Origin of the sequence: Streptomyces sp. NPDC005898, assembly GCF_040629635.1 — a bacterium.
Lineage (GTDB): Bacteria > Actinomycetota > Actinomycetes > Streptomycetales > Streptomycetaceae > Streptomyces.
Map to the genome: position 1 here is coordinate 228,094 of NZ_JBEXWC010000007.1, position 22,417 is coordinate 250,510.

Genomic DNA, 22,417 nt, shown 5'->3' on the forward strand with positions numbered 1-22,417 from the left:
TTCGCTGGCACCGGATGCCGACTTTCGCGTTCCGGGAAAGTTTTTCGTCGAACGCTTTGATCGATCATCGATCACGGGCTTACAGTCGGCGGTGGCCCTGAGGCGGACCCACACCAATGTTCCGCTCCAGCGCCGCACGCCCTGTCCTGCCAGACAAGGCACCCCCACCCCTTACCGAAACAGGGGACCCCCTCCGACTCAGGAAGGCGGCGCAATGACCGACCCCTCCGCAATCCAGCCGAGCGAGCTCGACCAGCTCCCGGACCGCGACCCCGAGGAGACCGCCGAATGGCAGGCCTCCCTGGACGCCGTTACCCAGGCGGCCGGGCCGCACCGTGCCGCGTACCTGATGCGGCGCACGCTGGAGCGCGCCGAGGGCGCGGGCCTGGCGCTGCCCAAGCTCCTCGAGACCGATTACGTCAACACCATCCCCACCTCCGCCGAGCCGGCGATCGACGGCGACGAGGAGATGGAGCGGAAGATCACCGCGTGGAACCGCTGGAACGCGGCCGCGATGGTCACCCGCGGTGCCAAGCACGGCGTCGGCGGCCACATCGCGACCTTCGCGTCGGCGGCCTGGCTGTACGAGACCGGCTTCAACCACTTCTTCAAGGGCAAGGAGGGCGACGGTTCCGGTGACCAGCTGTACATCCAGGGCCACGCCTCCCCCGGCATCTACGCCCGCGCCTTCCTCGACGGCCGCCTGAACGAGGCGCAGCTCGACAACTTCCGGCGCGAGTCCGGCGGCGACGGCCTGCCCTCCTACCCGCACCCGCGCCGCCTGCCCTGGCTGTGGGAGTTCCCGACGGTGTCGATGGGCCTCGGCCCGCTCTCCGCCATCTACCAGGCGCGCTTCAACCGCTACCTCACCAACCGCGGCATCAAGGACGTCTCCGCCTCGCACGTGTGGGCGTTCCTCGGTGACGGCGAGATGGACGAGCCCGAGTCGACGGCGGCCCTCGCCCTGGCCGCCCGCGAGGGCCTCGACAACCTCACCTACGTCATCAACTGCAACCTCCAGCGCCTCGACGGCCCGGTCCGCGCCAACTTCCGCGTGGTGCAGGAGCTGGAGGCCCAGTTCCGCGGCGCCGGCTGGAACGTCGTCAAGGTCCTGTGGGGCAACGCCTGGGACGAGCTGTTCCAGCTCGACACCACGGGCGCCCTGGTCCGCCGCCTGCGCGAGGTGCCGGACGCGCAGTTCCAGACGTACGCCACGCGCGACGCCGCCTACATACGCGAGCACTTCTTCGGCTCGGAGCCGGCGCTCGTGGAGCTGGGCAAGCTGCTGAGCGACGACAAGATCAGCGAGTGCTTCCACCTCTCGCGCGGCGGCCACGAGGCCCGCAAGGTGTACGCGGCCTACCGCGCGGCGCTCACCCACAAGGGCGCGCCGACCGTGATCCTCGCGCAGACGGTCAAGGGCTTCACCCTCGGCAAGGGCTTCGAGTCCAAGAACGCCAACCACCAGATGAAGAAGCTGACGGTGGACGAGTTCAAGGACATGCGGGACCGGCTCGACCTGCCGATCCCGGACAGCGCGTTCGTCGACGGCCAGGTGCCCTACGGCCACCCCGGCGCCGACTCGCCCGAGGTCCGCTACCTCCAGGAGCGCCGCGCGGCCCTCGGCGGCCCCGCCCCGGCCCGCCGCACGCAGCCGTTCGCGCCGCTGCCCGCCCCGGCCGACAAGGCGTTCGCCGCGTTCGACAAGGGCTCCGGCTCGCAGTCGGTGGCGACGACCATGGCCTTCGTACGCCTGGTCAAGGACCTGGTACGCGACAAGGAGACCGGCAAGCGCTGGGTGCCGATCGTCCCCGACGAGGCGCGCACCTTCGGCATGGAGTCGCTCTTCCCCTCCCTCGGCATCTACTCGCCCAAGGGCCAGACGTACGAGCCGGTCGACCGCGACCAGCTGATGTACTACAAGGAGGCCAAGGACGGCCAGATCCTCAACGAGGGGATCACCGAGGCCGGTTCGATGGCGGACTTCATCGCCGCGTCGTCGTCGTACGCCACGCACGGCGAGGCGATGATCCCCTTCTACATCTTCTACTCCATGTTCGGCTGGCAGCGCACCGCCGACCAGATGTGGCAGCTCGGCGACCAGCTCGGCCGCGGCTTCCTCGTCGGCGCCACGGCCGGCCGTACGACGCTGACGGGTGAGGGCCTCCAGCACGCGGACGGCCACTCGCCGGTCATCGCGGCCACCAACCCGGCCGCCCTGACCTACGACCCGGCGTTCGCCTACGAGGTCGCCGCGATCGTCAAGGACGGTCTGCGCCGCATGTACGGCGAGGCGCTGCCCGGCGAGGACCAGAACGTCTTCTACTACCTCACCGTCTACAACGAGCCGATGCCGCAGCCCGCGAAGCCCGCGGGCGTCGACGAGGGCATCGTGCGCGGCCTCTACCGCTTCAACACGGCGGAGTCGGCCGGCCTCTCCCCCGCCTCCGACGCCCCGCGCATCCAGCTGCTCGGCTCCGGTACGGCCATCCACTGGACGCTCGCCGCGCAGAAGATGCTGGCCGAGGAGTGGAACGTGGCCGCGGACGTGTGGTCCGCCACCTCCTGGACGGAGCTGCGCCGGGACGCCCTGGAGGCGGACGAGGCGCTGCTGCGGGGCGAGGAGCGCACCCCGTACCTCCGTACGGCGCTCGAAGGCGCGCAGGGCCCTGTTCTCGCCGTCTCCGACTACATGCGTCAGGTCCCCGACCAGATCGCCCAGTGGGTCGAGCAGGACTACTCCTCGCTCGGCGCGGACGGCTTCGGCCTCTCCGACACCCGGGACGCGGCCCGCCGCCACTTCGGTGTCGACGCGGAGTCGATCGTCGTCGCGGCGCTGGCGCAGCTGGCCCGGCGGGGCGAGGTGCCGGCGTCGGCGGTGAAGGAGGCACGGGCGAAGTACGGCCTGTAGCCCTCCCGACGTCTCCCGCCCACCCACCCGTTCAGCCGGCAACCCCGGGCAATCGGGCGGGTGGGCGGGAAACACCCGCCGCGAAGCGGCGGCCCAGGAGATGACGCCGGGCAATCGGGCGGGTGGGCGGGAAACATCCGCCGCGAAGCGGCGGCTCAGGGGAAGCCCCAGCACAGCGCAGCGCACAGCGCCCCGCATCATGGACCCATGCGCGCTGCCCGCCTCATCAAGATGGTGCTCCTGCTCCAGTCCCGCCCCTCCATGACCGCCGCGGAACTGGCCACCGAACTGGAGGTCTCCGAGCGGACCATCACCAGGGACGCGCAGGCCCTGTCGGAGGCGGGCGTCCCCGTGTACGCCGACCGCGGCCGCACCGGCGGCTACCGCCTCGTCGGCGGCTACCGCACCCGCCTGACGGGCCTCGGCCGCGACGAGGCGGAGGCCCTGTTCCTGTCCGGAGTGCCGGGCGCCCTGCGGGAGATGGGCCTGGAGGACGCCGCCTCCGCGGCCCGCCTGAAGGTCTCGGCCGCGCTCATGCCCTCCCTCAGGGACGCCCCGCAGAGCGCGGCCCAACGCTTCCACCTGGACGCGCCGGGCTGGTTCAAGGAGACGCCCGCCCCCGAGCTGCTGCCCGCCGTCGCGGAAGCGGTGTGGGACGACCGCCGGGTCACCGCCCGCTACCGCCGCCAGGAGTCGGAGGTGGGGCGGGAGCTGGAACCGTACGGGCTCGTGCTCAAGGCGGGCGTCTGGTACGTGTGCGCCCGCGTCCCCGCCGACGGCACGCACCGCGTGTACCGCATCGACAGGTTCACCGAGGTCAGCGTCGGCGACGAGCGCTTCGTAAGGGACGAGGGGTTCGACCTGCCGGGCTTCTGGGAGGAGCGGGCGGCGCAGTTCGCGCGGGCGATCCTGCGCTCCGAGGTCGTGGTGCGGCTCACCGAGGCGGGCGCACGGCAGCTCCCGTACGCGACCGACCGGGCGGTGGCGGCCGAGGCCATGGAGTCGGCGGGCGCCCCGGACGCGGCGGGCCGGGTGACGGTCACCCTGCCCGTCGAGAACGACGACGTGGCGTACACGCAGCTCATGGCGCTCGGCCCGGAGGCGGAGGTGCTCGAACCCGCCCCCCTGCGCGAGCGGTTCGCCCGCGCGGCGGAAGGCTCGGCGGCGCTCTACCGGTAGCCGGCCACCGGTCACCGATCCTCGGTCACCGGTAGCCGGTGACGTCCGCGGTGTCGCTCTCCTGGTCGACCTCCGTGAGGTAGCGCCAGGCGTCGGGCGCCGAGCCGTCCACGTCCGTGAAGCCGTACTCCTTGGCGAGGCCGCCGCTGGAGAGCGAGGCGCCGTTGTGCCGTGCCACGTCGGGGTCGGCGGCGAGCGCGACGAGGGCGCGGCCCACGAAGGCGGGCGTCTCGGAGATCGCGAAGTGCGGGTTCTGCGCGCAGCCCGCGCGCCAGTCGTCCTCGGTCACCTTGAAGTGGGTGTCGAGCATGGCCTCCGAGCGCAGCCAGCCGGGGGTGAGGCAGAGCGCCGTGCAGCCGTACTCGGCGACCTCCTCGGCGAGGTCGCGGGCCATGCGCAGCGGGGCGGCCTTGGCGAGGTCGTAGTAGAAGGGCTTGCGGTAGCGGGGGCCGTTGTACTCGGCGGTGCCGTCGGTGACCTCGACGATCAGGCCGCCGGGGTTCCTGACGAGGAGCGGCAGCGCGTACCGGCTGGTGACGATGTGGGTCTCGACGCCGAGGCGCAGCACGCGCAGCCCTTTGCCGAGGTCGTGCTCCCACATCTTCTTGTCCCATTCGACGTGGAGGTCGCCGCCCCAGATGTCGTTGACGAGGATGTCCAGGCGGCCCTGCTCGCGGTCGATCCGCTCGACGAGCGCCTCGACCTGTTCGGGTTCCAGGTGGTCGGTGGGTACGGCGACGCCCGTGCCGCCCGCCGCCCGGACCAGCTCGGCGGTCCCCTCGATGGTCTCGGTGGCGCGGCCTGTCTCGCTGAGGTGCTCGCGCGTGGTCCGCCCGGTCACGTACACGGTGGCGCCGGCCCGGCCCAGTTCGACGGCCATGGCGCGGCCCGCGCCGCGTGTGGCGCCCGCGACGAGGGCGATCTTCCCGGTCAGGGGGTGCGTGCTGTCGGTCGTTCGCCGTGTGGTGTCCATGTCTTCGAGGCTTCCACCAAAAGGCGACAACCCCTGTCGGTTTTTCCATCGGCATGTGCGCGATAACGAGACAGTCGCATTCCGGTGTACTCCGCGTGCGTCTCCCCTCCCCAGGACCGATGCTGGACCCGTGATGGACGAGACGGAGTTCTGGGAGATCGTGGACAGCACCCGCGAGGCCGCCGGCGGCGACCCCGAGGACCACGCCGAGCTGCTGGTCGAGAGACTGCTGCGGTACGACCCGGAGTCCGTCCTCGACTTCGCACGCCACTTCGAGGCCCGTTACAACCGCGCCTACCGCTGGGATCTGTGGGGCGCGGCCTGGGTGCTGCTCGGCGGCGCGAGCGACGACGCGTTCGACTACTTCCGGTGCTGGCTGATCGGCCAGGGCCGGGAGGTCTTCGAGGGCGCGGTGCACGACCCCGACGCGCTCGCCGAGCTCCTGGACGACTTCGACGAGGAGCTGGACGGCGACGGCGAGGAGCTGGGTTACGCCGCCGACGAGGCGTACGAGCAGCTCACCGGTGTCGTCGCCCCGGACCTCGGCATCCTGCCCGCCCCGCCGGAACCGGCGGGCACGCCGCTCGACCTCGAGGACGACGCGGTGATGGCGGAGCGCTATCCGAAACTGTGGGCCCGCTTCATGGCGGACTGACCCCACGGCGACCCGGTCGCGGCGGACCGGACTTACGGCTCGCGGGCCTCCCCGCCCGCCGCCGTCTCCGCCTCCGCCTCCGCCTCCGCCTCCGGCGCGAACACCATCATCGTCACGTCGTCCCGTACCGTCCCCGCGTACCGCACCACGTCCGCCCACATCCGCTCGGTCAGCTCCGCCGGGTCGTCCAGGATCTCGGGCTCGGACTTGATCAGCTCGCTGAGCCGCTCGGCCAGCGGGTAGAACGCGCCGGACACGTCCCGTGCCTCGCTCACCCCGTCGGTCAGGCCGAGCAGCCGGTCCCCGGCGAGCAACGGCACCGTCAGCTGTTCGGGCGGGGCCAGGCCCGCGATGCCGAGGCCGAGCGGGGGCCCGGCCGCCACGGCGAGTTCGGTGACCTCGGGCCCGCGCAGCAGCAGCGGCGCCGGGTGGCCGCAGGAGACGACGCGTACGCACGCGCAGTCGTCCGGGAACTCCAGGAGTACCGCCGTGGCGAACAGCTCGGCGTGCTCGTCGTCCGCCGAGTCCACGACGAGCCTGCGGTCCAGGCGCCCGGCGACGCCCTGGAGGTCGGGCTGGTCGAGGACCGCCTCGCGGAAGGCGCCGAGCAGCGCGGCGACCGTGCCGACGGCCGTGAGCCCGTGGCCCTGCACATCGCCGACCAGGGCCCGGACGGCTCCCGGGCCCCTGCGTACGTCGAAGAAGTCGCCGCCGACGAGGGACTCGTGCTCGGCGGCCTGGTAGAGGCCGGCGCACCGCACCCGGCCGACCCGTTCCGGCAGCGGCGGCAGGACCGCGAACTGGGCCGCCTCGGCGACGGTGCGGACCGTGACGAGCTGGGCCTCGCGGCGGCTGCGCACCCACGCGAAGAGGATGCTGAGCAGTGCGATGAAGGTGATCGTCAGCGCGTCGCTGTTGCCGGGACGGCCGAGCCCGAAGTCCGGCAGGGTGAGCAGCGCGACCACGACGCCGCCGAGCAGGGCGGTGGCGGCGGGCCCGTACGACAGGGCGGCCAGCGGCGGGACGGCCGCGACCAGGAAGCTCAGGTCCACCGTCTTCGGCGTGATGAGCTGGATCAGGATGATCGCGACGAGGAGCAGCGGCGGCGGCCAGCGCACCCAGGGCGGGGGTGGCGTGCCGCGCAGCAGCCAGTCGCGCTCCTCCGCGTCACGACGTCTCGCCGCAGCCCTGATCATTTCCTCACGCTCCTACGCGCGAGGGGTCGCCGCACCCCGGGCCGGTCCTTCGGGTGCCCGGACCCGCGTGGCGGCGGGCCGGGATTCCCGGGGGGCGGTCACAGGGAGCGGCCCATGAGGACGTCGTCCACGTACGCGCCGTCCAGCAGGAACTCGCCGGGCAGGACCCCCTCGATGGCGAAGCCCTCGGCCTCGTACAGCTTGCGGGCCGGGGTGTTGTGCCCGAGCACCCGCAGGGTGATGCGGACGGCGCCCTGGCGGCGCGCCTCGTCCATGGCCGCCCGCATCAGCCGTCTGCCGACCCCTTTGCCGCGTGCCTCCTCGGCGACCACGAAGCCCTGGATCTGGCGTACGTGCGCGTTGACGAGGAGCGGGGTGGGGAAGCCGAGCTTCACATAGCCGACGAGCCGCCCGTCCAGTTCGGCGACGAGGTGGTCGCCGGGCCCGAAGCGGTCGTCGAAGAAGGGCTCGTAGGGAGGCTCGGGGCGGGGCTGGACCGCGTGCAGCGGGGACCAGGCGGCGCGGTCCAGACGGGCCAGGGCGTCGTCGTCCTCGGGCAGCGCGATGCGTATGTGCGGGGCCGTCATGGCGCCACTGTACGGCGATCATCGCGCGTCCCGGTGGCATTTCGGCCACGTTCCAGCCGCGTTCCGGCCAGTGTCCGCCGTGCCCCTTCCCGGCGTCCCGACCCGGCGTCCCGGCCGGGCGTCGGCAGGCCTCTTCCCGGGGTTCGGGGGCAGGATGGGGCCCATGGAACCCACACAGCCGACGCGTTCCCCGCAGCCGTCCCGGGTGGCCGTCGCCGGCGCCTCCGGGCTCATCGGCACGGCCCTCGCGCGCTCCCTCGCCGCGGACGGGCACGACGTCGTCCGGCTCGTGCGCAGAGCCCCCCGCACCCCGGACGAGGTGCGCTGGGACCCCAAGAAGGGGTACGTCGACACGGCCGGGCTCGTCGGCTGCTCCGCGGTCGTCAACCTCGCGGGCGCGGGGATCGGCGACCACCGTTGGACGGACGCCTACAAACGGGAGCTGCGCGACAGCCGGGTCCTCGGCACGGCCGCGCTGGCCGCCGCGGTGGCCTCGCTGGACGAGCCGCCCCGGGTGTTCCTGAACGCGAGCGCGATCGGCTACTACGGAGACACAGGTCAGCACGCGGTGGACGAGAGCGCGCCCGCCGGGGAGGGCTTCCTGCCGGCGCTGTGCGTCGAGTGGGAGGCCGCGACCGCCGCCGCCCAGGAGGCGGGCATCCGCACCGTCCTGGCCCGCAACGGCCTGGTGGTGGGCCGCGAGGGCGGCGCCTGGGGGCGGCTCTTCCCGCTCTTCAGGGCGGGGCTCGGCGGGCGCCTCGGCGACGGCAGGCAGTACTGGAGCCACATCTCCCTGCACGACGAGGTGGCGGCGCTGCGCCACCTCCTGGACTCCGGAACGCTGTCCGGCCCCGTCAACCTCACCGCGCCCCACCCGCGCACCAACCGCGAGGTGACGGCCGCGATGGGGCGGGTGCTGAAGCGGCCCACGCTCCTCACGGCCCCCGCGCCCGCGCTGCGCCTGGTGCTGGGCGAGATGGCCGGGGACGTCCTCGGCAGCCAGCGGGTGCTGCCGAAGCGCCTGCTGGAGTCCGGCTTCGTCTTCGCGTTCCCCGACATCGAGGACGCGATCCGGGCGGCGCTGCGGTAGTCGGCCGTACTTCGCGGGGGGGGCACCCGGTGTGCGACCCGCGTGCGACCGTGCCCGGTCCGTGCGCGACTGCCCCCGGAAGGTGCCACTCCTACCCTCGTTGCCGAAGTCGGGGATTCCGGGGCCCCGCCGGGGGCATCAGCTCCCCACCAGCCGCGCGACCTCTGGGAGGGCACGTGCTAGAGCCTGCGCACCATGCGGATGTCGTCATCGTGGGGGCCGGGGCCGCGGGGCTCGCGGCCGCGCACCGGCTGACCAGCGCCGGTGTGCCGACCCTCGTCCTGGAGGCCGCCCCTTGCGTGGGCGGCCGGATGTCGACCGACAAGGTCGACGGGTTCCGGCTCGACCGGATCGGACAGCTGCTCACCACCTCCTACCCCGAACTGCGCCGCACCCCGGGGCTCGACTCCCTCGTCCTGCGGCCCTTCGCGCCGGGCCTCCTGGTGCACAGCGACGGCCGCCACCACCGCGTGGCGGAGCCCCTGCCCGGACGGAGCGCGAGGGGCGCACTCACCGCAGCGCGCGCCCTGGCGAGCGCCCCCCGCATGGCATCGCGCGGCGGCACCCCGGCACGCGGCACCGCGCCCCGAGGCGCCTCCTCCCGTGGCACCTCGTCCCGAGGCACCGCCCCTCTAGGCGGTCCGCTCGACCAGGCCCGGCTCGGGGCCGCGCTCGCCCGTCTGGCGGCGACCCCCGTCGAGCGGCTCCTGTCCCGCCCCGAACTCCCCGCCGCCCAGGCCCTCTCCGCGCGCGGCCTGCCCTCGCGCACCATCGACGGGTTTCTGCGGCCGCTGCTCTCCGCGCTGCTCTGCGATCCCGGTCTGACCACCTCCAGCCGGTGCGCCGACCTGGCCCTGCACGCCTTCGCGCGCGGCCGGCTCTGCGTGCCGGAGGGCGGCGCGGAGGTCCTGCCCGAACTGCTCGCCGCCGCGCTGCCGCCGGGCACGGTCCGCACCGGCGTCCGTGTCACGGCGGTCTCCACCACGTCGGTCACCACCGCCGAGCACGGCGAGGTCGCCTGCCGTGCCGTGCTGCTCGCCACCGACGCCCGCGCGGCCGCCGAGCTGCTGCCGGGCCTGCGCGTCCCGCCGTTCCACGAACTGACGGTGGTGCACCACACCGCCCCGGAGCCGCCGCTGGAGGGGCCCGCGCTCCTCCTGGACGCCGACCGCGCGGGCCCCGTCGCGCACACGGCCGTCATCAGCCAAGTGGACCCCTCGCGGGCGCCCGCCGACCGCGTCCTCGTCTCCTCCACGGTGCTCGGCCCACCGCCCGACGAGCGGACCGTCCGCGCGCATCTCGCCGCCCTGTACGGCACGCCGACCGACCGCTGGGAACTGCTCGCCGTCCACCACACCCGCGAGGCGGTCCCCGCGATGCCACCGCCGCACGACCCGCGCCGCCCGGTCCGGTTGCTCGCGGGGCTCTACGTCTGCGGGGACCACCGGGACACCAGCACCGTGCAGGGCGCGCTGCACTCCGGCCGGCGCGCGGCGCACGCCGTGCTCGCGGACTTCGGCCTCGCTCCGGCGCACGCCCAGGGCGCACCGCTGCCGGCCGCGGCCTGATCCCCTCACCGCCGCTCGGACGTGGGGGCGTGCGGCTCAGCCCAGCGCCGCCACCTTGTCGCGGTACCCCCGGACGGGCGCCGCGTCCCGGTACGGCTCAAGGCGGCGCTCGAAATCGCGTACGTACTCATGGGCCCGCGCCGACCGCATCTCGCCGGCCGCCTGGGCGGCCTCGGCACCCAGCAGGCAGGCCTGTTCCAGGTCGCCGAGGCCGAGCCGGGCCGTGGCGAGCACCACCCGGCAGAACAGGCGGCTGCGCGCGAACCCGGGGGCGCGCAGTTGCAGGGAGCGCTCGGCGTGCTGGGCGGCGACGCGGTACTGCTGGAGGTCGCGGTAGCAGTGCCCCTGCTCGTCGGCCAGCTGCGCCTCGTCGAAGAAGCGGGCCCAGTAGGGCACCTCGTCGCCCGGCCGGGACGCCTCCAGCGAGCGCTCGGCCCGCATCAGGGAGGCCGTGCAGGCCCGCGCCTCGCCGAGCACGCCGTGGCCGCGCGCCTCGGCGGCGTACAGCAGGGACTGCACGACGGGCGGTGCGGCGGAGCCGACGCCCTGCTGGGCCACCCGCGCGAGCTGCACGGCCTCCCGCCCGTGCCCGAGGTAGACGGCCTGGCGGCTCATCGTGACCAGGACGTAGGAGCCGTACGCCCGGTCGCCCGCCGCCTGGGAGAGGCGCAGCGCCTGGACGTAGTACCGCTGGGCCAGTCCGTGGGCGGCGATGTCGTACGACGTCCAGCCCGCGAGCCGGGTCAGGTCGGCGGCGGCGCCGAAGAGCCGCCGCCCGGCCTGCTCGCCGTAGGTGCCGCGCAGCATCGGCTCCGCCTCGTGCTCCAGGTAGCGGACGAGGGCCTGGCGGGCGTGGCCGCCGCCGTAGGTGTGGTCGAGGGCGCGGAACAGCTCGCCGACCGAGCGCAGGGCCGCGATGTCGCCGTTGGTGACGCGCTGCCCGGGGCCGCGGTCGGGCTCCCTGCGCTGGCGGGGCACCCCGGGGCGGCCCTGGGCGGGCACGCGGTGCGCGGGGTCGGGCTCGCCGCGGCCGACGCGTTCGTCGGCCCGGCCGATCAGCCAGTCCCGGCTGGGCACGACGAGCCCGGCCGGGGTGAACGCGATCTTCCGCAGCTCGGCGTGGCTGCCGGAGTCCTTGCGCCACAGGCCGCCGACGATGTCGACGGCCTCCTCGGGGGTGGCCGCGAATTCGAGCCCGGCGTACACCGGCGCGCACGCGTCGAGCCCGAGGTCCTGGGCGGAAAGGCGCCGCCCGAGGCGTCTGGTGAAGACCTCGGCGATCAGTGCGGGTGTGGTGCCTCTGGGCTGCTGGCCACGCAGCCAGCGGGTCACGGACGTCTTGTCGTACCGCAGGTCGAGGCCGTGTTCGAGCCCGAGCTGATCGACGCGGCGCGCGAGGCCCGCATGGGAGAACCCGGCTTCCGAGATGAGCGCGGCTAGCTGGCGGTTGGGCGTGCGCTGCGGGGGTCGTTCCGTCATCGGCTGTGCGGTCTCCTGCCTTCCGGACCTGCCTTGAGCAGCCCTTATGGCCTCGTGAACGGCGCGAATGTAACGGCCATCACAGCCCGCGTCGGCGCCTTCGCCCCTCGTTCATCCGATCGTGTGAGGAACCCGGGCCGAGGTTGCCTGCACGGGGGGCCCGTACAGTGGCTGGGGCGCGATATGTGCACGGTGAACGTTCAGGGAGGCACCAGCCGTGAATGAGTTTCGGTTCGTCCGACTGGGCTTCGGCCCGGACGCCGTGGAGTACCAGGAGGCGTGGGACGAGCAGCGCCGGGTGCACGCCGCCCGCTTCGCCGACGAAATCCCGGACACCTGCCTGCTGGTGGAGCACCCGCCGGTGTACACCGCGGGACGCAGGACCCAGGACAGCGAGCGGCCGCTGGACGGCACGCCCGTCGTGGACGTGGACCGGGGCGGCAAGATCACCTGGCACGGGCCGGGCCAGCTCGTGGGGTACCCGATCCAGAAGCTGCCGCGCCCGGTGGACGTCGTAGCACATGTGCGGCGCCTGGAAGAGGCTCTTATCCGTACGTGTGCGGAGTTCGGTCTCGAGACCTCGCGGGTCGAGGGCCGCAGCGGGGTCTGGGTCCTCGGCGACCCCGTGGAGCGGCGCCCCGCGCTCGGCGGTCTCTCCCTGGACTTCGACCCGCGCCTGACGGACGAGGAGTTCGACGCGCGGTTCAACGGTCCGGAGTACGCCCCGTCCAACGCGGGCCAGCGCCGCGAGGACCGCAAGATCGCCGCGATCGGCATCCGCGTCGCCAAGGGCGTGACGATGCACGGCTTCGCGCTGAACGTGAACCCGGACAACACCTGGTTCGACCGGATCATCCCGTGCGGCATCCGGGACGCGGGCGTGACGTCGCTCTCGTACGAACTGGGCCGCGAGATCACGATCTCCGAGGTGCTGCCCGTGGCGGAGCGGCACCTGCGGGACGTGCTGGAGAACGCGGAGCTGAAGCCGCGCCCGGTGGAGAAGACCGCCGTCTAGGGCGGGGCCGCCGGACCCGGGGGAATGCACCCCGTTGGCCAGAGGTTGGCCGGAAGTAAGGCCGACGACATCACGGGCGTACCCTGGTGTGCGCCGATGAATCGAAGATACGCCAGCTAGCAGGGAGCCGATGTGTCCGCAGTCGCACCCGACGGACGCAAGATGCTGCGCCTGGAGGTCCGGAACAGCCAGACCCCCATCGAGCGCAAGCCCGAGTGGATCAAGACCCGGGCGAAGATGGGCCCCGAGTACAACGCCCTGCAGAAACTCGTGAAGAGCGAGGGCCTGCACACGGTCTGCCAGGAGGCGGGCTGTCCGAACATCTACGAATGCTGGGAAGACCGCGAGGCGACGTTCCTCATCGGCGGCGACCAGTGCACGCGGCGCTGCGACTTCTGCCAGATCGACACCGGCAAGCCGCAGGCCCTCGACCGCGACGAGCCGCGCCGCGTCGGCGAGTCCGTCGTGACGATGGACCTCAACTACGCCACGATCACCGGCGTCGCCCGCGACGACCTGGCCGACGGCGGCGCCTGGCTGTACGCGGAGACCGTGCGCCAGATCCACGCGATGACCGCGGAGCGCGCCGAGGGCCAGACCAAGGTCGAGCTGCTCATCCCCGACTTCAACGCCGACCCCGACCAGCTGGCCGAGGTCTTCTCCTCGCGCCCCGAGGTCCTCGGGCACAACGTGGAGACGGTGCCGCGCATCTTCAAGCGCATCCGCCCCGGCTTCCGCTTCGAGCGCTCGCTGGAGGTCATCACGCGGGCGCGGGAGGCCGGCCTGGTCACCAAGTCGAACCTCATCCTCGGCATGGGCGAGGAGCGCGCGGAGATCAGCGAGGCGCTGCACGCGCTGCACGAGGCGGGCTGCGAGCTGATCACGATCACGCAGTACCTGCGCCCGACGCCGCGCCACCACCCCGTGGAGCGCTGGGCCAAGCCGGCGGAGTTCGTGGAGCTGAAGGAGGAGGCCGAGGAGATCGGTTTCTCCGGCGTCATGTCGGGCCCGCTGGTCCGCTCCTCCTACCGCGCCGGCCGCCTGTACCAGATGGCGATCGAGAAGCGCGGGGCGTACGTCGCCTCCCAGGCCGTGTGAATCCGCGCACAAGCCTTTACTGACAGGTAGCCGCCGCGACGCCGCGGCCCGCGTGATCCCGCAGGTGACGGGGGTGTGCGGGCCGCGTCGGCGTTTCGGGGCCCGGATCGAGGTTTCATCGGCGTTTGACCGGTCGGTCACGCCCTGGTAACACCAATCAGTGACCCTGGTATCACCGCACGTACAGCTCCACCGCCAGACGTACAGCTTTCCCCCGAGCCATCGAGCTGGTCCTCAGGAGGGCCCCATCATGCAGGCCGCGCCCGTACGCGCCACCGCCATCCCGTCCGTCACCGACGCCCTGCGCGTCGTCGAGTCCCTGCTGCTGAGCGGCGGCCAGCGCACCGCGCGCCGCAACGCCTGGACTTCCGTCCTGGAAGACCGGCGCCGTGCCAAGGACCGGGTCGAGGCGCTGCGTGTCTTCGAGGAGACGGTGGCAACCCGCACGTCGTAGTCGCGTCCGGGGCCACGTAGACTTCAGGGCATGGCGAGGAAGGAAACCACCGCGGCGGATGCGGCCGCGGAGCCAGGGCGACTCAAGCAGATCGCTCTGACCTACAAGATGACCCGACGGGCCGACTCAAAAATCGGGCTCATCATCGCGGCCGTGGGAATCGTCACCTTTGGTGTCTTCCTCGCGATCGGCTTCTTGATCGGCCACCCGGTCTATCTGGGCATTCTCGGCTTCCTGCTCGCCTTCCTCGCGATGGCGATCGTCTTCGGACGCAGGGCCGAGCGTGCCGCCTTCGGGCAGATGGAGGGCCAGCCCGGTGCGGCGGCCGCGGTGCTCGACAAGATCGGCCGCGGCTGGACGACGACCCCCGCGGTCGCGATGAACCGCAGCCAGGACGTGGTGCACCGCACCGTCGGCAAGGCCGGCATCGTCCTGGTGGCCGAGGGCAACCCGAACCGCGTGAAGGGCCTGCTGGCCGCCGAGAAGAAGAAGATGGCGCGCATCGTGTCGGACGTGCCGGTGCACGTCGTCATCGTCGGCACCAGTGAGGGCACGGTCTCCCTCAAGAAGCTGCGCACGACACTGCTGAAGCTGCCGCGCGTGCTGACCGGCCCGCAGGTCACGGCGACGAACGACCGGCTGCGCGCGATGGGCGACCTGATGTCGAACATGCCGCTGCCGAAGGGTCCGATGCCCAAGGGCATGCGCATGCCGCGCGGGTCGAAGGGCAGGTAGTCCCGGTCCGCCCCTTCCACCCGCTTCCCTGACGACGATGCCCTACGACGATGAGGGCCCCGGAACCGATCGGTTCCGGGGCCCTCATCGTCGTAGGGCGCCCTCGTGGCCGTCCTGATTGGCTGGGTGCGCTAGATCCTGCTCGGCTGGGTCCGCTAAATCCGCACCTGCACGGCGCGGGCGAGGCGGTCGTGGAGGCCGCGGCCGTCGCGGTCCCAGATCAGGGCCGGGATGGCGACGCAGAGCAGGAGGGTGCGGAGCAGCCCCCGGCCGAAGCCGAGCCGGCCGCCGCCCTCGGCGACGACGCGGAGCCGGAAGAGGGCCTTGCCGGGCGTGCAGCCGACCGTGCCGACGGTGAGCACGCCGAGGACGAAGAAGATGCCGAGCGCCCAGTTGCCCATCGCCTGCTGGTCACCGCGGGCGAACAGACCGTATGCGATCACCATGCACAGGCCCCAGTCCACGGCGATGGCCCCGATGCGGCGGCCCGGACGCGCGATCGACCCCGGCCCCTCCTCGGGCAGACCGAGCTGCTCGCCCCGGTACCCGAAGTCGACACCGGCGTCCTCCGCGGCCGCGCGCGGGCCCGAGAGCCACGATCCGATTGCTTGCCTGTTGTCCACCCGTCCACGGTACTGCGCCCGGATTCGGGCGGACACGGGCGGGTCGGGTGTGCGTGACGGCCGGCGGGGGCGCGAGGAGTGCGAGGTCAGGTGTGCGAGGGCAGGTGTACGAGGGCCGGGGAGCGGGGTACCGGAGGTACACGCAAGCGCGCCGGTTAACTTCGGCGAAACAAATGGGTCATGCTTGAGAAATCCCCCGTCCCTAAGGTCGGGTCCCAGCGTGTGCCACCCCACCGGCCGCACCACGAGCTGCAAACCCGTCCCGCCCCGGGCGGGAGTAGGAGGAGTTGGATGTTGTTCCAGAACGCCGACGACGCGAAGAAGTACATCGCGGACGAGGACGTCAAGTTCATCGACGTCCGGTTCTGCGACCTGCCCGGTGTCATGCAGCACTTCACGATTCCGGCGGCGGCGTTCGACCCGGAGGAGGAGCTGGCCTTCGACGGATCGTCGATCCGTGGCTTCCAGGCCATCCACGAGTCCGACATGGCGCTGCGCGCCGACCTGTCGACGGCCCGTGTGGACCCCTTCCGCCGCGACAAGACCGTCAACATCAACTTCTTCATCCACGACCCGATCACGGGCGAGCAGTACAGCCGTGACCCGCGCAACGTCGCGAAGAAGGCCGAGGCGTACCTGGCCTCGACCGGCATCGCCGACACCGCGTACTTCGGTCCCGAGGCCGAGTTCTACGTCTTCGACAACGTCCGCTTCCAGACGTCGGCGAACGAGAGCTTCTACCACATCGACTCCGAGGCCGGCGCCTGGAACACCGGTGCGGTCGAGAACAACCGCGGCTACAAGGTCCGCTACAAGGGCGGTTACTTCCCGGCCCCGCCGGTCGACCACTTCGCCGACCTCCGCGCCGAGATCTCCCTGGAGCTGGACAAGAACGGCCTCCAGGTCGAGCGCCAGCACCACGAGGTGGGCACGGCGGGCCAGGCCGAGATCAACTACAAGTTCAACACGCTGCTGGCCGCGGCCGACGACCTGATGCTCTTCAAGTACATCGTGAAGAACGTCGCCTGGCGCAACGGCAAGACCGCGACCTTCATGCCGAAGCCGATCTTCGGCGACAACGGCTCGGGCATGCACGTGCACCAGTCGCTGTGGACGGGCGGCACCCCGCTCTTCTACGACGAGCAGGGCTACGCGGGTCTGTCGGACACCGCGCGCTACTACATCGGCGGCATCCTCAAGCACGCGCCGTCGCTGCTGGCGTTCACCAACCCGACGGTGAACTCCTACCACCGCCTGGTCCCCGGCTTCGAGGCCCCGGTCAACCTCGTCTACTCGCAGCGCAACCGCTCCGCGGCGATGCGTATCCCGATCACGGGTTCGAACCCGAAGGCCAAGCGGGTCGAGTTCCGCGCGCCGGACCCGTCCTCGAACCCGTACCTCGCCTTCTCGGCGCTGCTCCTGGCGGGCCTCGACGGCGTCAAGAACAAGATCGAGCCGGCCGAGCCGATCGACAAGGACCTCTACGAGCTGGCCCCCGAGGAGCACGCGGGCGTCCCCCAGGTCCCGACGTCCCTCCCCGCGGTCCTCGACGCCCTCGAGGCGGACAACGAGTACCTCCAGGCGGGCGGCGTCTTCACGTCCGACCTGATCGAGACGTGGATCGACTACAAGCGGACGAACGAGATCGCCCCGATCCAGCTGCGACCGCACCCGCACGAGTTCGAGCTGTACTTCGACATCTAAGAGACCCGGTCAGGCGACCTGACCGGAAGTCCCCACAACAGGGTCAATGCTCTGACCTGATGCCGGAACACTGCGAGGGGCCGCTACCCATGTCGGGGTAGCGGCCCCTCGCCTACTCCTGGAGCGGAGCGCCGGCCCCGCGCGTGGTCCGGCACCAGCGCACCACATCGTCCTGGTGGCTTCCGTGCCGTCGCCGGGGTCCTCGCCGCCGGTTCCGACCTTGTAGGAGCGGGAACCGGTCAGGCGCCCCGCCCTCGATCTCGATGGCGGGGCACGAAGCAATCCCATCCGTGGCCTGCCTGCCGTTCTCGAGGAAGAAGGCCGGCGCTCTGCTGCCAGCCGTCGAGTGAGACTTCCGGGCCTCCTTCGAGGTACCGGTGGAGGGCGCTGGAGGTGGTGTCCACGAAGTTCTCGGGGATGGCGCCGACGTCGACCCAGCAGACCTGGGCGTGCTTGCGGGGTTCGCGGTTGTCGGGTTCGCCGGTCCATTCGTGGGCATGAGGCCGGTCTCCCTCGTAGAGCTCGCGGACCGCGGTTTCGGTGATGGGCTCGCCCGGCTCGCTCTTGCCGACGGGGAGGTCCCACATGCCCTGGGCGAACTTGGCGTTCCCGCCGCGTTGGAGGAGGACGATGCGGTTGGTGGCCTTGTCGTGGACGATGACCGCGGCGACCAGCAGGGTCATGGATGCGAGCGCCGGCTTCAGGGCCTTCGGCTGATCGCCGGTCTGCTGGGCCACAAGGTTCCCTTCGTCGGGCGGGGTGTTGGGCATGTCAGGTGAGTGCCTCGCGAGGCTGGGAGGCCGCCCCCGCGTGCGTCGGGCTTTGCAGACGCAGGGGCGGCCGGTCTTGGGGTCAACGCAGTGCTTGGGCGACGCGCTGACCCAACCTCTCGTCGTGGAGGGCGCCGACCGTTCGCCAGGCAGCGTCGGAGACTTCTTCGGCCTGGAGTTCGCCGATGTCGGCGGTGGTGCGGAAGAGGAAGCGGAAGTCGAAGTGCTGGTGGGCGGGCTCGCCCTTGGCGGGGTTGGCGTCGATGGGGTGGATGTCGATGTGGAGCGGAGTCTCGCCGTGCGGGGTGACGACGTGGGGCGGGATGCCGGTCTCCTCGGCGAGTTCGCGGCCGGCGGACTGCAGGAGCGTCTCGTCCGAGGGCTCCAGATGACCGCCGGGCAAGAGCCATTTCTGGGTCACGTTGTGGAGAATGTGCAGGATGCGGCCGTCGGGGCCGACGAGGATGGCCCCTGCGGTGACGTGGCCGGGCAGCGTCTTACGGCTGGTGAGGTCGTCGCCGTCGTCCAGGAGGCCGAGGACGACGCCGAGTTCGCGCTTGTCCTCGGGGTATTCGTCGAGGTAGGCGGCGATGGTGGTGCGGATGTGGTGGGCCGTGATGGTCATGGTGATCACCTGTTGAAGTAGGAGAGCCAGGTCGCCGCGATGGCTTCGCGGTCGGGTGCGGGGACCTCATGGATGCCGGGGGCGAGGTCGCCGCGGGTGAGCATCCTGATCGCGGCGAGGATCTCGGCCTGGACCAGGAAGATGAACGGCCCAACGCTGGCGCCGTGGATGAAGTTGACGGCGTTGCCGCCGTTCGCCAGATAGAAGTAGTGGCCGGTGGTCTGGTAGCGGGTGACGTGGTCGCCGACCTGGGTGCGGGTGTAGACGTCAGGGAGTCCGGCGAGGTCGAGTTCGTCCTCGCTGCTGGTGACGGTGGCGACGTAGGCGCCGTTGCGCAGGTGGGAGAAGTCCTCGCCGCACAGGGAGACGGCGCCGGTCGCGCAGAGCACCAGGCCGGCCCCGGTCAGGGCGGCTTCACGGTCGCGGGCGACGGTAAAGCCCTGGGAGAGTGCCTGGGTGCGGCGGACGGGGTCGATGTCGAAGACGGTGACATGAACGCCCTTGGCATGCAGGAGGCGGGCGATCGAGCTGCCGAGCTTGCCGAAGCCGATCACCAGGGCGGGGCGGCCGTGGAGGATGTCACCGCGATCGCGCATGACGGCCTCGGTGGAGAAGACCACGGACTGGCCGACGAGGAAGTCTTCGGGGTCCTTCAGTGGTGAGCGGGCGACGGAGATGACGGGGCAGGGCAGTTTGTCGAGGTCCTCGTAGCGGTGGTGCCCGTTCTCGGTGTCCTCGATCACCCCGGCGAGCCGGCCGGTAAAGCGGTTGTGGACGTCGGCGAGGCTGGGGGCGAAGTAGCCGCCGACGTCCAGCAGGGTGACCGTCTGGTCGGCGGCACGGGATTCGAGGTAGTCCAGAGCGTCGTCGGCCTGGGCGAACATTTCGCGGGTGAGGGTGTCGACCATGTGCGTCTGCTCGACCTCGCGCTTCGCGGCCGGGTGGACGGACTTCGGCTTGGGCAGCACCGCAGTGAGCCGGGTCATCGCGGCGACCGCGCGGACGAACGCGGGACGCTCGGCCAGCAGGTGCGTGATGAGGAACGACGCCGTCTGCTCACCCGGGGCGAACTGGGCGGCGATCCGGGCGAAGTAGGCGTCCAGCCGGGCGCGTTCGAAGGTTTCCATGGCAGTTCCCTCTCATCCGTTCCGTCCGGGGGCCGTGCGAGGAGATGCGGGTTCAACGGATGCGGGCGCGTCCGAACAGCAGCCGGTCGGCTACGAGCGCTGCATCCAGGTAGGCGTCGACCTTGGCGGCGTCAGCGGACTGCGGCAGGAGGCCCAGCCCGAGCAGGAGGATTGCCTCACCGCTGCCGGCGACCTGTTCGGTCCAGGACCGACGGGTGGGCAGCCGCAGCCGCCGGGAGGCGCCGGGGAAGCGCACCAGCACCTGGTCGCCGACGATCTGCAGGCAGCGCTCCAGCACCGGAACGACCTCCCGGGCGCCGACCAGGCCCCCCAGGCTGGCGGACAGCCGCTGCATCCTGGCCTCGGCCGTCTCAGCGGTGCCCGAGCCGGTCAGGGCCGGGGTGTAGGTGATCAGAATGTGCGCGATCTCGCGGCCGTCCGGGCGGGTGCCCGGCCAGGTCCAGGCTGCGAGCGACACCAGCAGCCGCAGCTCAGGGCCGGGCGGAGTGAGCAGAACGCTCATGCTGTCGTGCCTCCCGTGGCCTTGAAGCAGGACCAGACGACCTTCCCGACCGGAGTGCGGTCCTCGACTCCCCAGCCGTCGGCGAGCGCGTTCACCAGGATCAGCCCGCGTCCGGAGGTGTCCGTGCCGGCGGCCTGCCGAGCTTCCGGGTGCCGGCGGCGGCTGTCGTGCACTTCCAGGTGTACGACACCCTCGTCGGCGCCGAGCCTGACCAGGAAGCCGTGTCCGGGGGCAGTCCCGTGGACCAGGGCGTTGGTGGCGAGTTCGGAGACGCAGAGCCGGACGTCCTCGGCGCGGTCCGGCAGACCCCAGCCGGCCAGGGCCTCAGAGGTGAAGGACCGTGCCTGGCCGACCGACTCGGGCCGCGCGTCGAAGAACTGCTGGGTCGTCTTGGTCATCACGGTGGTCCTCATGACTCGGCGTCCAGGACGCGGGTGGTGCCGGGGTGACGGCGGCGGACGGGACCGCTGCGAGAGAGGGAGTGGTGGGCCGTGCGGGGCTTGCGGACCAGCAGCAGCCGCGAGCCGACCGCCTCGATCCGCCGCCCGCGTTCAGCGGCTATGGCCTTCGGCCCCAGGTGCGACATGGCCGGGGCGATGACGCCGTAGACGTCCGGCAGCGCGAGCACGTCCAGTAGCCCGGTGAACGCCGCCGAGGCGGGTCCGGCGGACGCGTCGCGGTGGGTGAAGACGCCGGACAACTGCAGTTCGTGGCTGCGGCAGTACTCGGTGAGCGAGGCGACCAGCGCGTCCTGCCGCGCTTGGGAGACCCGCACCAGCCGCAGGAAGCCGTAAACGACCGGGCCGCTGACCGGGCGATGCTCCGTGAGGGGTTCCATGCTCAGGACCGTCCCAAAGGCTCGACAAATGGTGACGCTCTGAGCGTGGCGTCCGGCCAACTCGCGGCCAATCACCGGCCGTTCTACTTCCGTTCCACTTCCGTCCCGCCGACCGCACGGATCTGCTTCGATGACCGGCGGAAGGGAGTGACGCGTGGCGACCGTGCACCACTGGACCGGCCTGGAGGCCAGGGCCCTGCGGCTCGCCCTGCGACTGAGCGTGCGGGCCTTCGCCCAGCAGCTCGGCCTGGCCGTCGCGACCGTGTCCAAGTGGGAGAGCAAGCTCGCCGGCACCGAGCCCAGACCCGACACTCAGGCCATCCTCGACACCGCCCTAGGCCGCGCGGACGCCGCTGTCCACCTGCGGTTCGAAACGCTCCTGTCCGAGATGACCAGCCCGGTGCAGAACGCCGGCCGACGCCGCGTAACCGCCTCCGGCCCCAGAGCCTGGGAATACGAGTCCTGGGCCGATGACCTCGACCGGGTCGTGGTCGCCCTGTCCCGGCAGAACTTCGCCTTCGCCGACAACCTCCTCACCCGGTGGCTGGGCCGGTTCAAGGCCGCCGAGCTGGACGAGAAGGGCCTGTATCTCTTCGCCCGCTCCACCGCCCTGCTCGGCGACCTCAAGCGCGACCAGGGCGTTGTCCTGGGCCCGCTGTCCGCCCAGCACTCCTATGCCGGCGCTCGCGCGGTCTTCACCCAGCTCGACATCCCCCGCCGCGTCGCCCAGCTCGACCTGTCCCTCGCGGTCGTCACCGAGATGTCCGGGGAGCTGGAGATCGCCGCCCGCAACTACGAGACCCTCGCCGTCGATGACCGGCTCTCCCGCCGCGACCGGGCCCGCGCGAGGCTGTGGGTGGGGACCGCGCTGAGCAAGGACGGCCAGCACGACTATGCGACCCGCGTCATGCAGGTGGCGACCCGCGACTTCGAGGACCTCACCGAACCGGACGACTGGTCGGTGGCCCACCAAAAACTTGCCCTCGCCCGCCGCGGCGCCGGCGACCTTACCCAGGCCCTGCACTTCATCGACATCGCCCGCAGCAGCGGGACGCCCGACTCACCGATGCAACGCGTGCGACTGCACACCGCTCATGGCCACATCCTGCTCTCCGATGCGGCGACCCGGGATGATGGACACCTCGTCCTCGACCAGGCCGCCAAGGTGGCCGCGCAGTACGGACTTGTGCACCAACTGCGCAGTATCGAGGGCATCAAGGCCATGGGCGAGGGGCCGACCGGCCCCCGGCAACGGTGACCAGGGAGA

General features: G+C 71.8%; 21 protein-coding genes and 1 pseudogene. 11 read left to right on the top strand and 11 right to left on the bottom strand.

Translation table 11 applies throughout. The annotated features are described in order from the left end of the window. The first annotated feature begins 214 nt into the window (after positions 1–214). On the top strand, positions 215–2,911 hold the full coding sequence (gene aceE, locus ABZ385_RS12905) for a pyruvate dehydrogenase (acetyl-transferring), homodimeric type (protein ID WP_358911307.1): 2,697 nt from the start codon (positions 215–217) through the stop codon (positions 2,909–2,911). Between the two features lie 207 nt (positions 2,912–3,118). Continuing rightward, positions 3,119–4,090, top strand: a complete 972-nt coding sequence (locus tag ABZ385_RS12910; protein ID WP_358911308.1) for a WYL domain-containing protein — start codon at positions 3,119–3,121, stop codon at positions 4,088–4,090. 25 nt (positions 4,091–4,115) lie between these two features. On the opposite strand, the gene ABZ385_RS12915 is transcribed toward ABZ385_RS12910, so the two are convergent. Further along, positions 4,116–5,063, bottom strand: coding sequence for an SDR family oxidoreductase (locus ABZ385_RS12915; protein ID WP_358585657.1), 948 nt, complete (start codon positions 5,061–5,063; stop codon positions 4,116–4,118). Between the two features lie 133 nt (positions 5,064–5,196). Between ABZ385_RS12915 and ABZ385_RS12920 the strand changes: the two genes are divergently transcribed. Continuing rightward, positions 5,197–5,718: a DUF4240 domain-containing protein gene (locus tag ABZ385_RS12920; RefSeq protein ID WP_358585673.1), complete on the top strand. Its 522-nt coding sequence runs from the start codon at positions 5,197–5,199 to the stop codon at positions 5,716–5,718. Between the two features lie 32 nt (positions 5,719–5,750). On the opposite strand, the gene ABZ385_RS12925 is transcribed toward ABZ385_RS12920, so the two are convergent. Both ABZ385_RS12925 and ABZ385_RS12930 read right to left on the bottom strand, forming a co-directional pair. After that, positions 5,751–6,914, bottom strand: a complete 1,164-nt coding sequence (locus ABZ385_RS12925) for a PP2C family protein-serine/threonine phosphatase (protein ID WP_358585655.1) — start codon at positions 6,912–6,914, stop codon at positions 5,751–5,753. A gap of 98 nt (positions 6,915–7,012) precedes the next feature. Next, positions 7,013–7,501, bottom strand: coding sequence for a GNAT family N-acetyltransferase (locus tag ABZ385_RS12930; RefSeq protein WP_358585653.1), 489 nt, complete (start codon positions 7,499–7,501; stop codon positions 7,013–7,015). 163 nt (positions 7,502–7,664) lie between these two features. Here ABZ385_RS12930 and ABZ385_RS12935 point away from each other — a divergent pair, with 163 nt between their 5' ends. After that, positions 7,665–8,591, top strand: coding sequence for a TIGR01777 family oxidoreductase (locus tag ABZ385_RS12935; RefSeq protein WP_358911310.1), 927 nt, complete (start codon positions 7,665–7,667; stop codon positions 8,589–8,591). A 176-nt stretch (positions 8,592–8,767) separates the two neighbouring features. Further along, a complete protein-coding gene (locus ABZ385_RS12940; RefSeq protein ID WP_358911312.1) occupies positions 8,768–10,159 on the top strand; it encodes an NAD(P)/FAD-dependent oxidoreductase in 1,392 nt (463 codons plus the stop codon). Positions 10,160–10,195: 36 nt separating this feature from the next. On the opposite strand, the gene ABZ385_RS12945 is transcribed toward ABZ385_RS12940, so the two are convergent. Further along, positions 10,196–11,638 (bottom strand): regulator, encoded by a 1,443-nt coding sequence (locus tag ABZ385_RS12945; RefSeq protein ID WP_358585648.1) that lies wholly within the window; start codon positions 11,636–11,638, stop codon positions 10,196–10,198. Positions 11,639–11,855: 217 nt separating this feature from the next. Here ABZ385_RS12945 and lipB point away from each other — a divergent pair, with 217 nt between their 5' ends. The 4 genes from lipB to ABZ385_RS12965 all read left to right on the top strand — a co-directional run bounded on the left by lipB (position 11,856) and on the right by ABZ385_RS12965 (position 14,940). After that, a complete protein-coding gene (lipB, locus tag ABZ385_RS12950; RefSeq protein ID WP_358585646.1) occupies positions 11,856–12,653 on the top strand; it encodes a lipoyl(octanoyl) transferase LipB in 798 nt (265 codons plus the stop codon). A 132-nt stretch (positions 12,654–12,785) separates the two neighbouring features. Next, positions 12,786–13,751, top strand: a complete 966-nt coding sequence (locus ABZ385_RS12955; RefSeq protein WP_358585644.1) for a lipoyl synthase — start codon at positions 12,786–12,788, stop codon at positions 13,749–13,751. Between the two features lie 250 nt (positions 13,752–14,001). Beyond that, on the top strand, positions 14,002–14,205 hold the full coding sequence (locus ABZ385_RS12960) for a hypothetical protein (RefSeq protein ID WP_358585642.1): 204 nt from the start codon (positions 14,002–14,004) through the stop codon (positions 14,203–14,205). Between the two features lie 30 nt (positions 14,206–14,235). Further along, complete coding sequence (locus ABZ385_RS12965) at positions 14,236–14,940, top strand: DUF4191 domain-containing protein (RefSeq protein ID WP_358697619.1); 705 nt, start codon at positions 14,236–14,238, stop codon at positions 14,938–14,940. Positions 14,941–15,095: 155 nt separating this feature from the next. On the opposite strand, the gene ABZ385_RS12970 is transcribed toward ABZ385_RS12965, so the two are convergent. Then, the gene (locus ABZ385_RS12970) at positions 15,096–15,563 is read right to left on the bottom strand and encodes an RDD family protein (RefSeq protein ID WP_358585638.1); all 468 of its coding nucleotides are present in this window, start codon (positions 15,561–15,563) and stop codon (positions 15,096–15,098) included. Positions 15,564–15,857: 294 nt separating this feature from the next. Between ABZ385_RS12970 and glnA the strand changes: the two genes are divergently transcribed. After that, positions 15,858–17,267 (top strand): type I glutamate--ammonia ligase, encoded by a 1,410-nt coding sequence (gene glnA / locus ABZ385_RS12975; protein ID WP_358585671.1) that lies wholly within the window; start codon positions 15,858–15,860, stop codon positions 17,265–17,267. A 332-nt stretch (positions 17,268–17,599) separates the two neighbouring features. Here the strand turns inward: glnA and ABZ385_RS12980 are convergent. The 6 genes and pseudogenes from ABZ385_RS12980 to ABZ385_RS13005 all read right to left on the bottom strand — a co-directional run. Continuing rightward, positions 17,600–18,037 (bottom strand): annotated as a pseudogene (locus ABZ385_RS12980) (NUDIX domain-containing protein); the annotation flags it as partial. Between the two features lie 82 nt (positions 18,038–18,119). After that, positions 18,120–18,662, bottom strand: coding sequence for an NUDIX domain-containing protein (locus ABZ385_RS12985; protein WP_358911314.1), 543 nt, complete (start codon positions 18,660–18,662; stop codon positions 18,120–18,122). Positions 18,663–18,667: 5 nt separating this feature from the next. Then, positions 18,668–19,789, bottom strand: a complete 1,122-nt coding sequence (locus ABZ385_RS12990) for an NAD-binding protein (RefSeq protein ID WP_358911316.1) — start codon at positions 19,787–19,789, stop codon at positions 18,668–18,670. A 52-nt stretch (positions 19,790–19,841) separates the two neighbouring features. Then, a complete protein-coding gene (locus ABZ385_RS12995) occupies positions 19,842–20,312 on the bottom strand; it encodes a hypothetical protein (RefSeq protein WP_358911318.1) in 471 nt (156 codons plus the stop codon). Beyond that, complete coding sequence (locus ABZ385_RS13000; protein ID WP_358911319.1) at positions 20,309–20,710, bottom strand: ATP-binding protein; 402 nt, start codon at positions 20,708–20,710, stop codon at positions 20,309–20,311. Before ABZ385_RS13000 ends, ABZ385_RS12995 begins: the two co-directional genes overlap by 4 nt. 11 nt (positions 20,711–20,721) lie before the next feature. Then, positions 20,722–21,150: a hypothetical protein gene (locus tag ABZ385_RS13005; protein WP_358911321.1), complete on the bottom strand. Its 429-nt coding sequence runs from the start codon at positions 21,148–21,150 to the stop codon at positions 20,722–20,724. A gap of 154 nt (positions 21,151–21,304) precedes the next feature. Between ABZ385_RS13005 and ABZ385_RS13010 the strand changes: the two genes are divergently transcribed. Next, positions 21,305–22,408 (top strand): hypothetical protein, encoded by a 1,104-nt coding sequence (locus ABZ385_RS13010; protein ID WP_358911323.1) that lies wholly within the window; start codon positions 21,305–21,307, stop codon positions 22,406–22,408. The last annotated feature ends 9 nt before the right edge of the window (positions 22,409–22,417 follow it).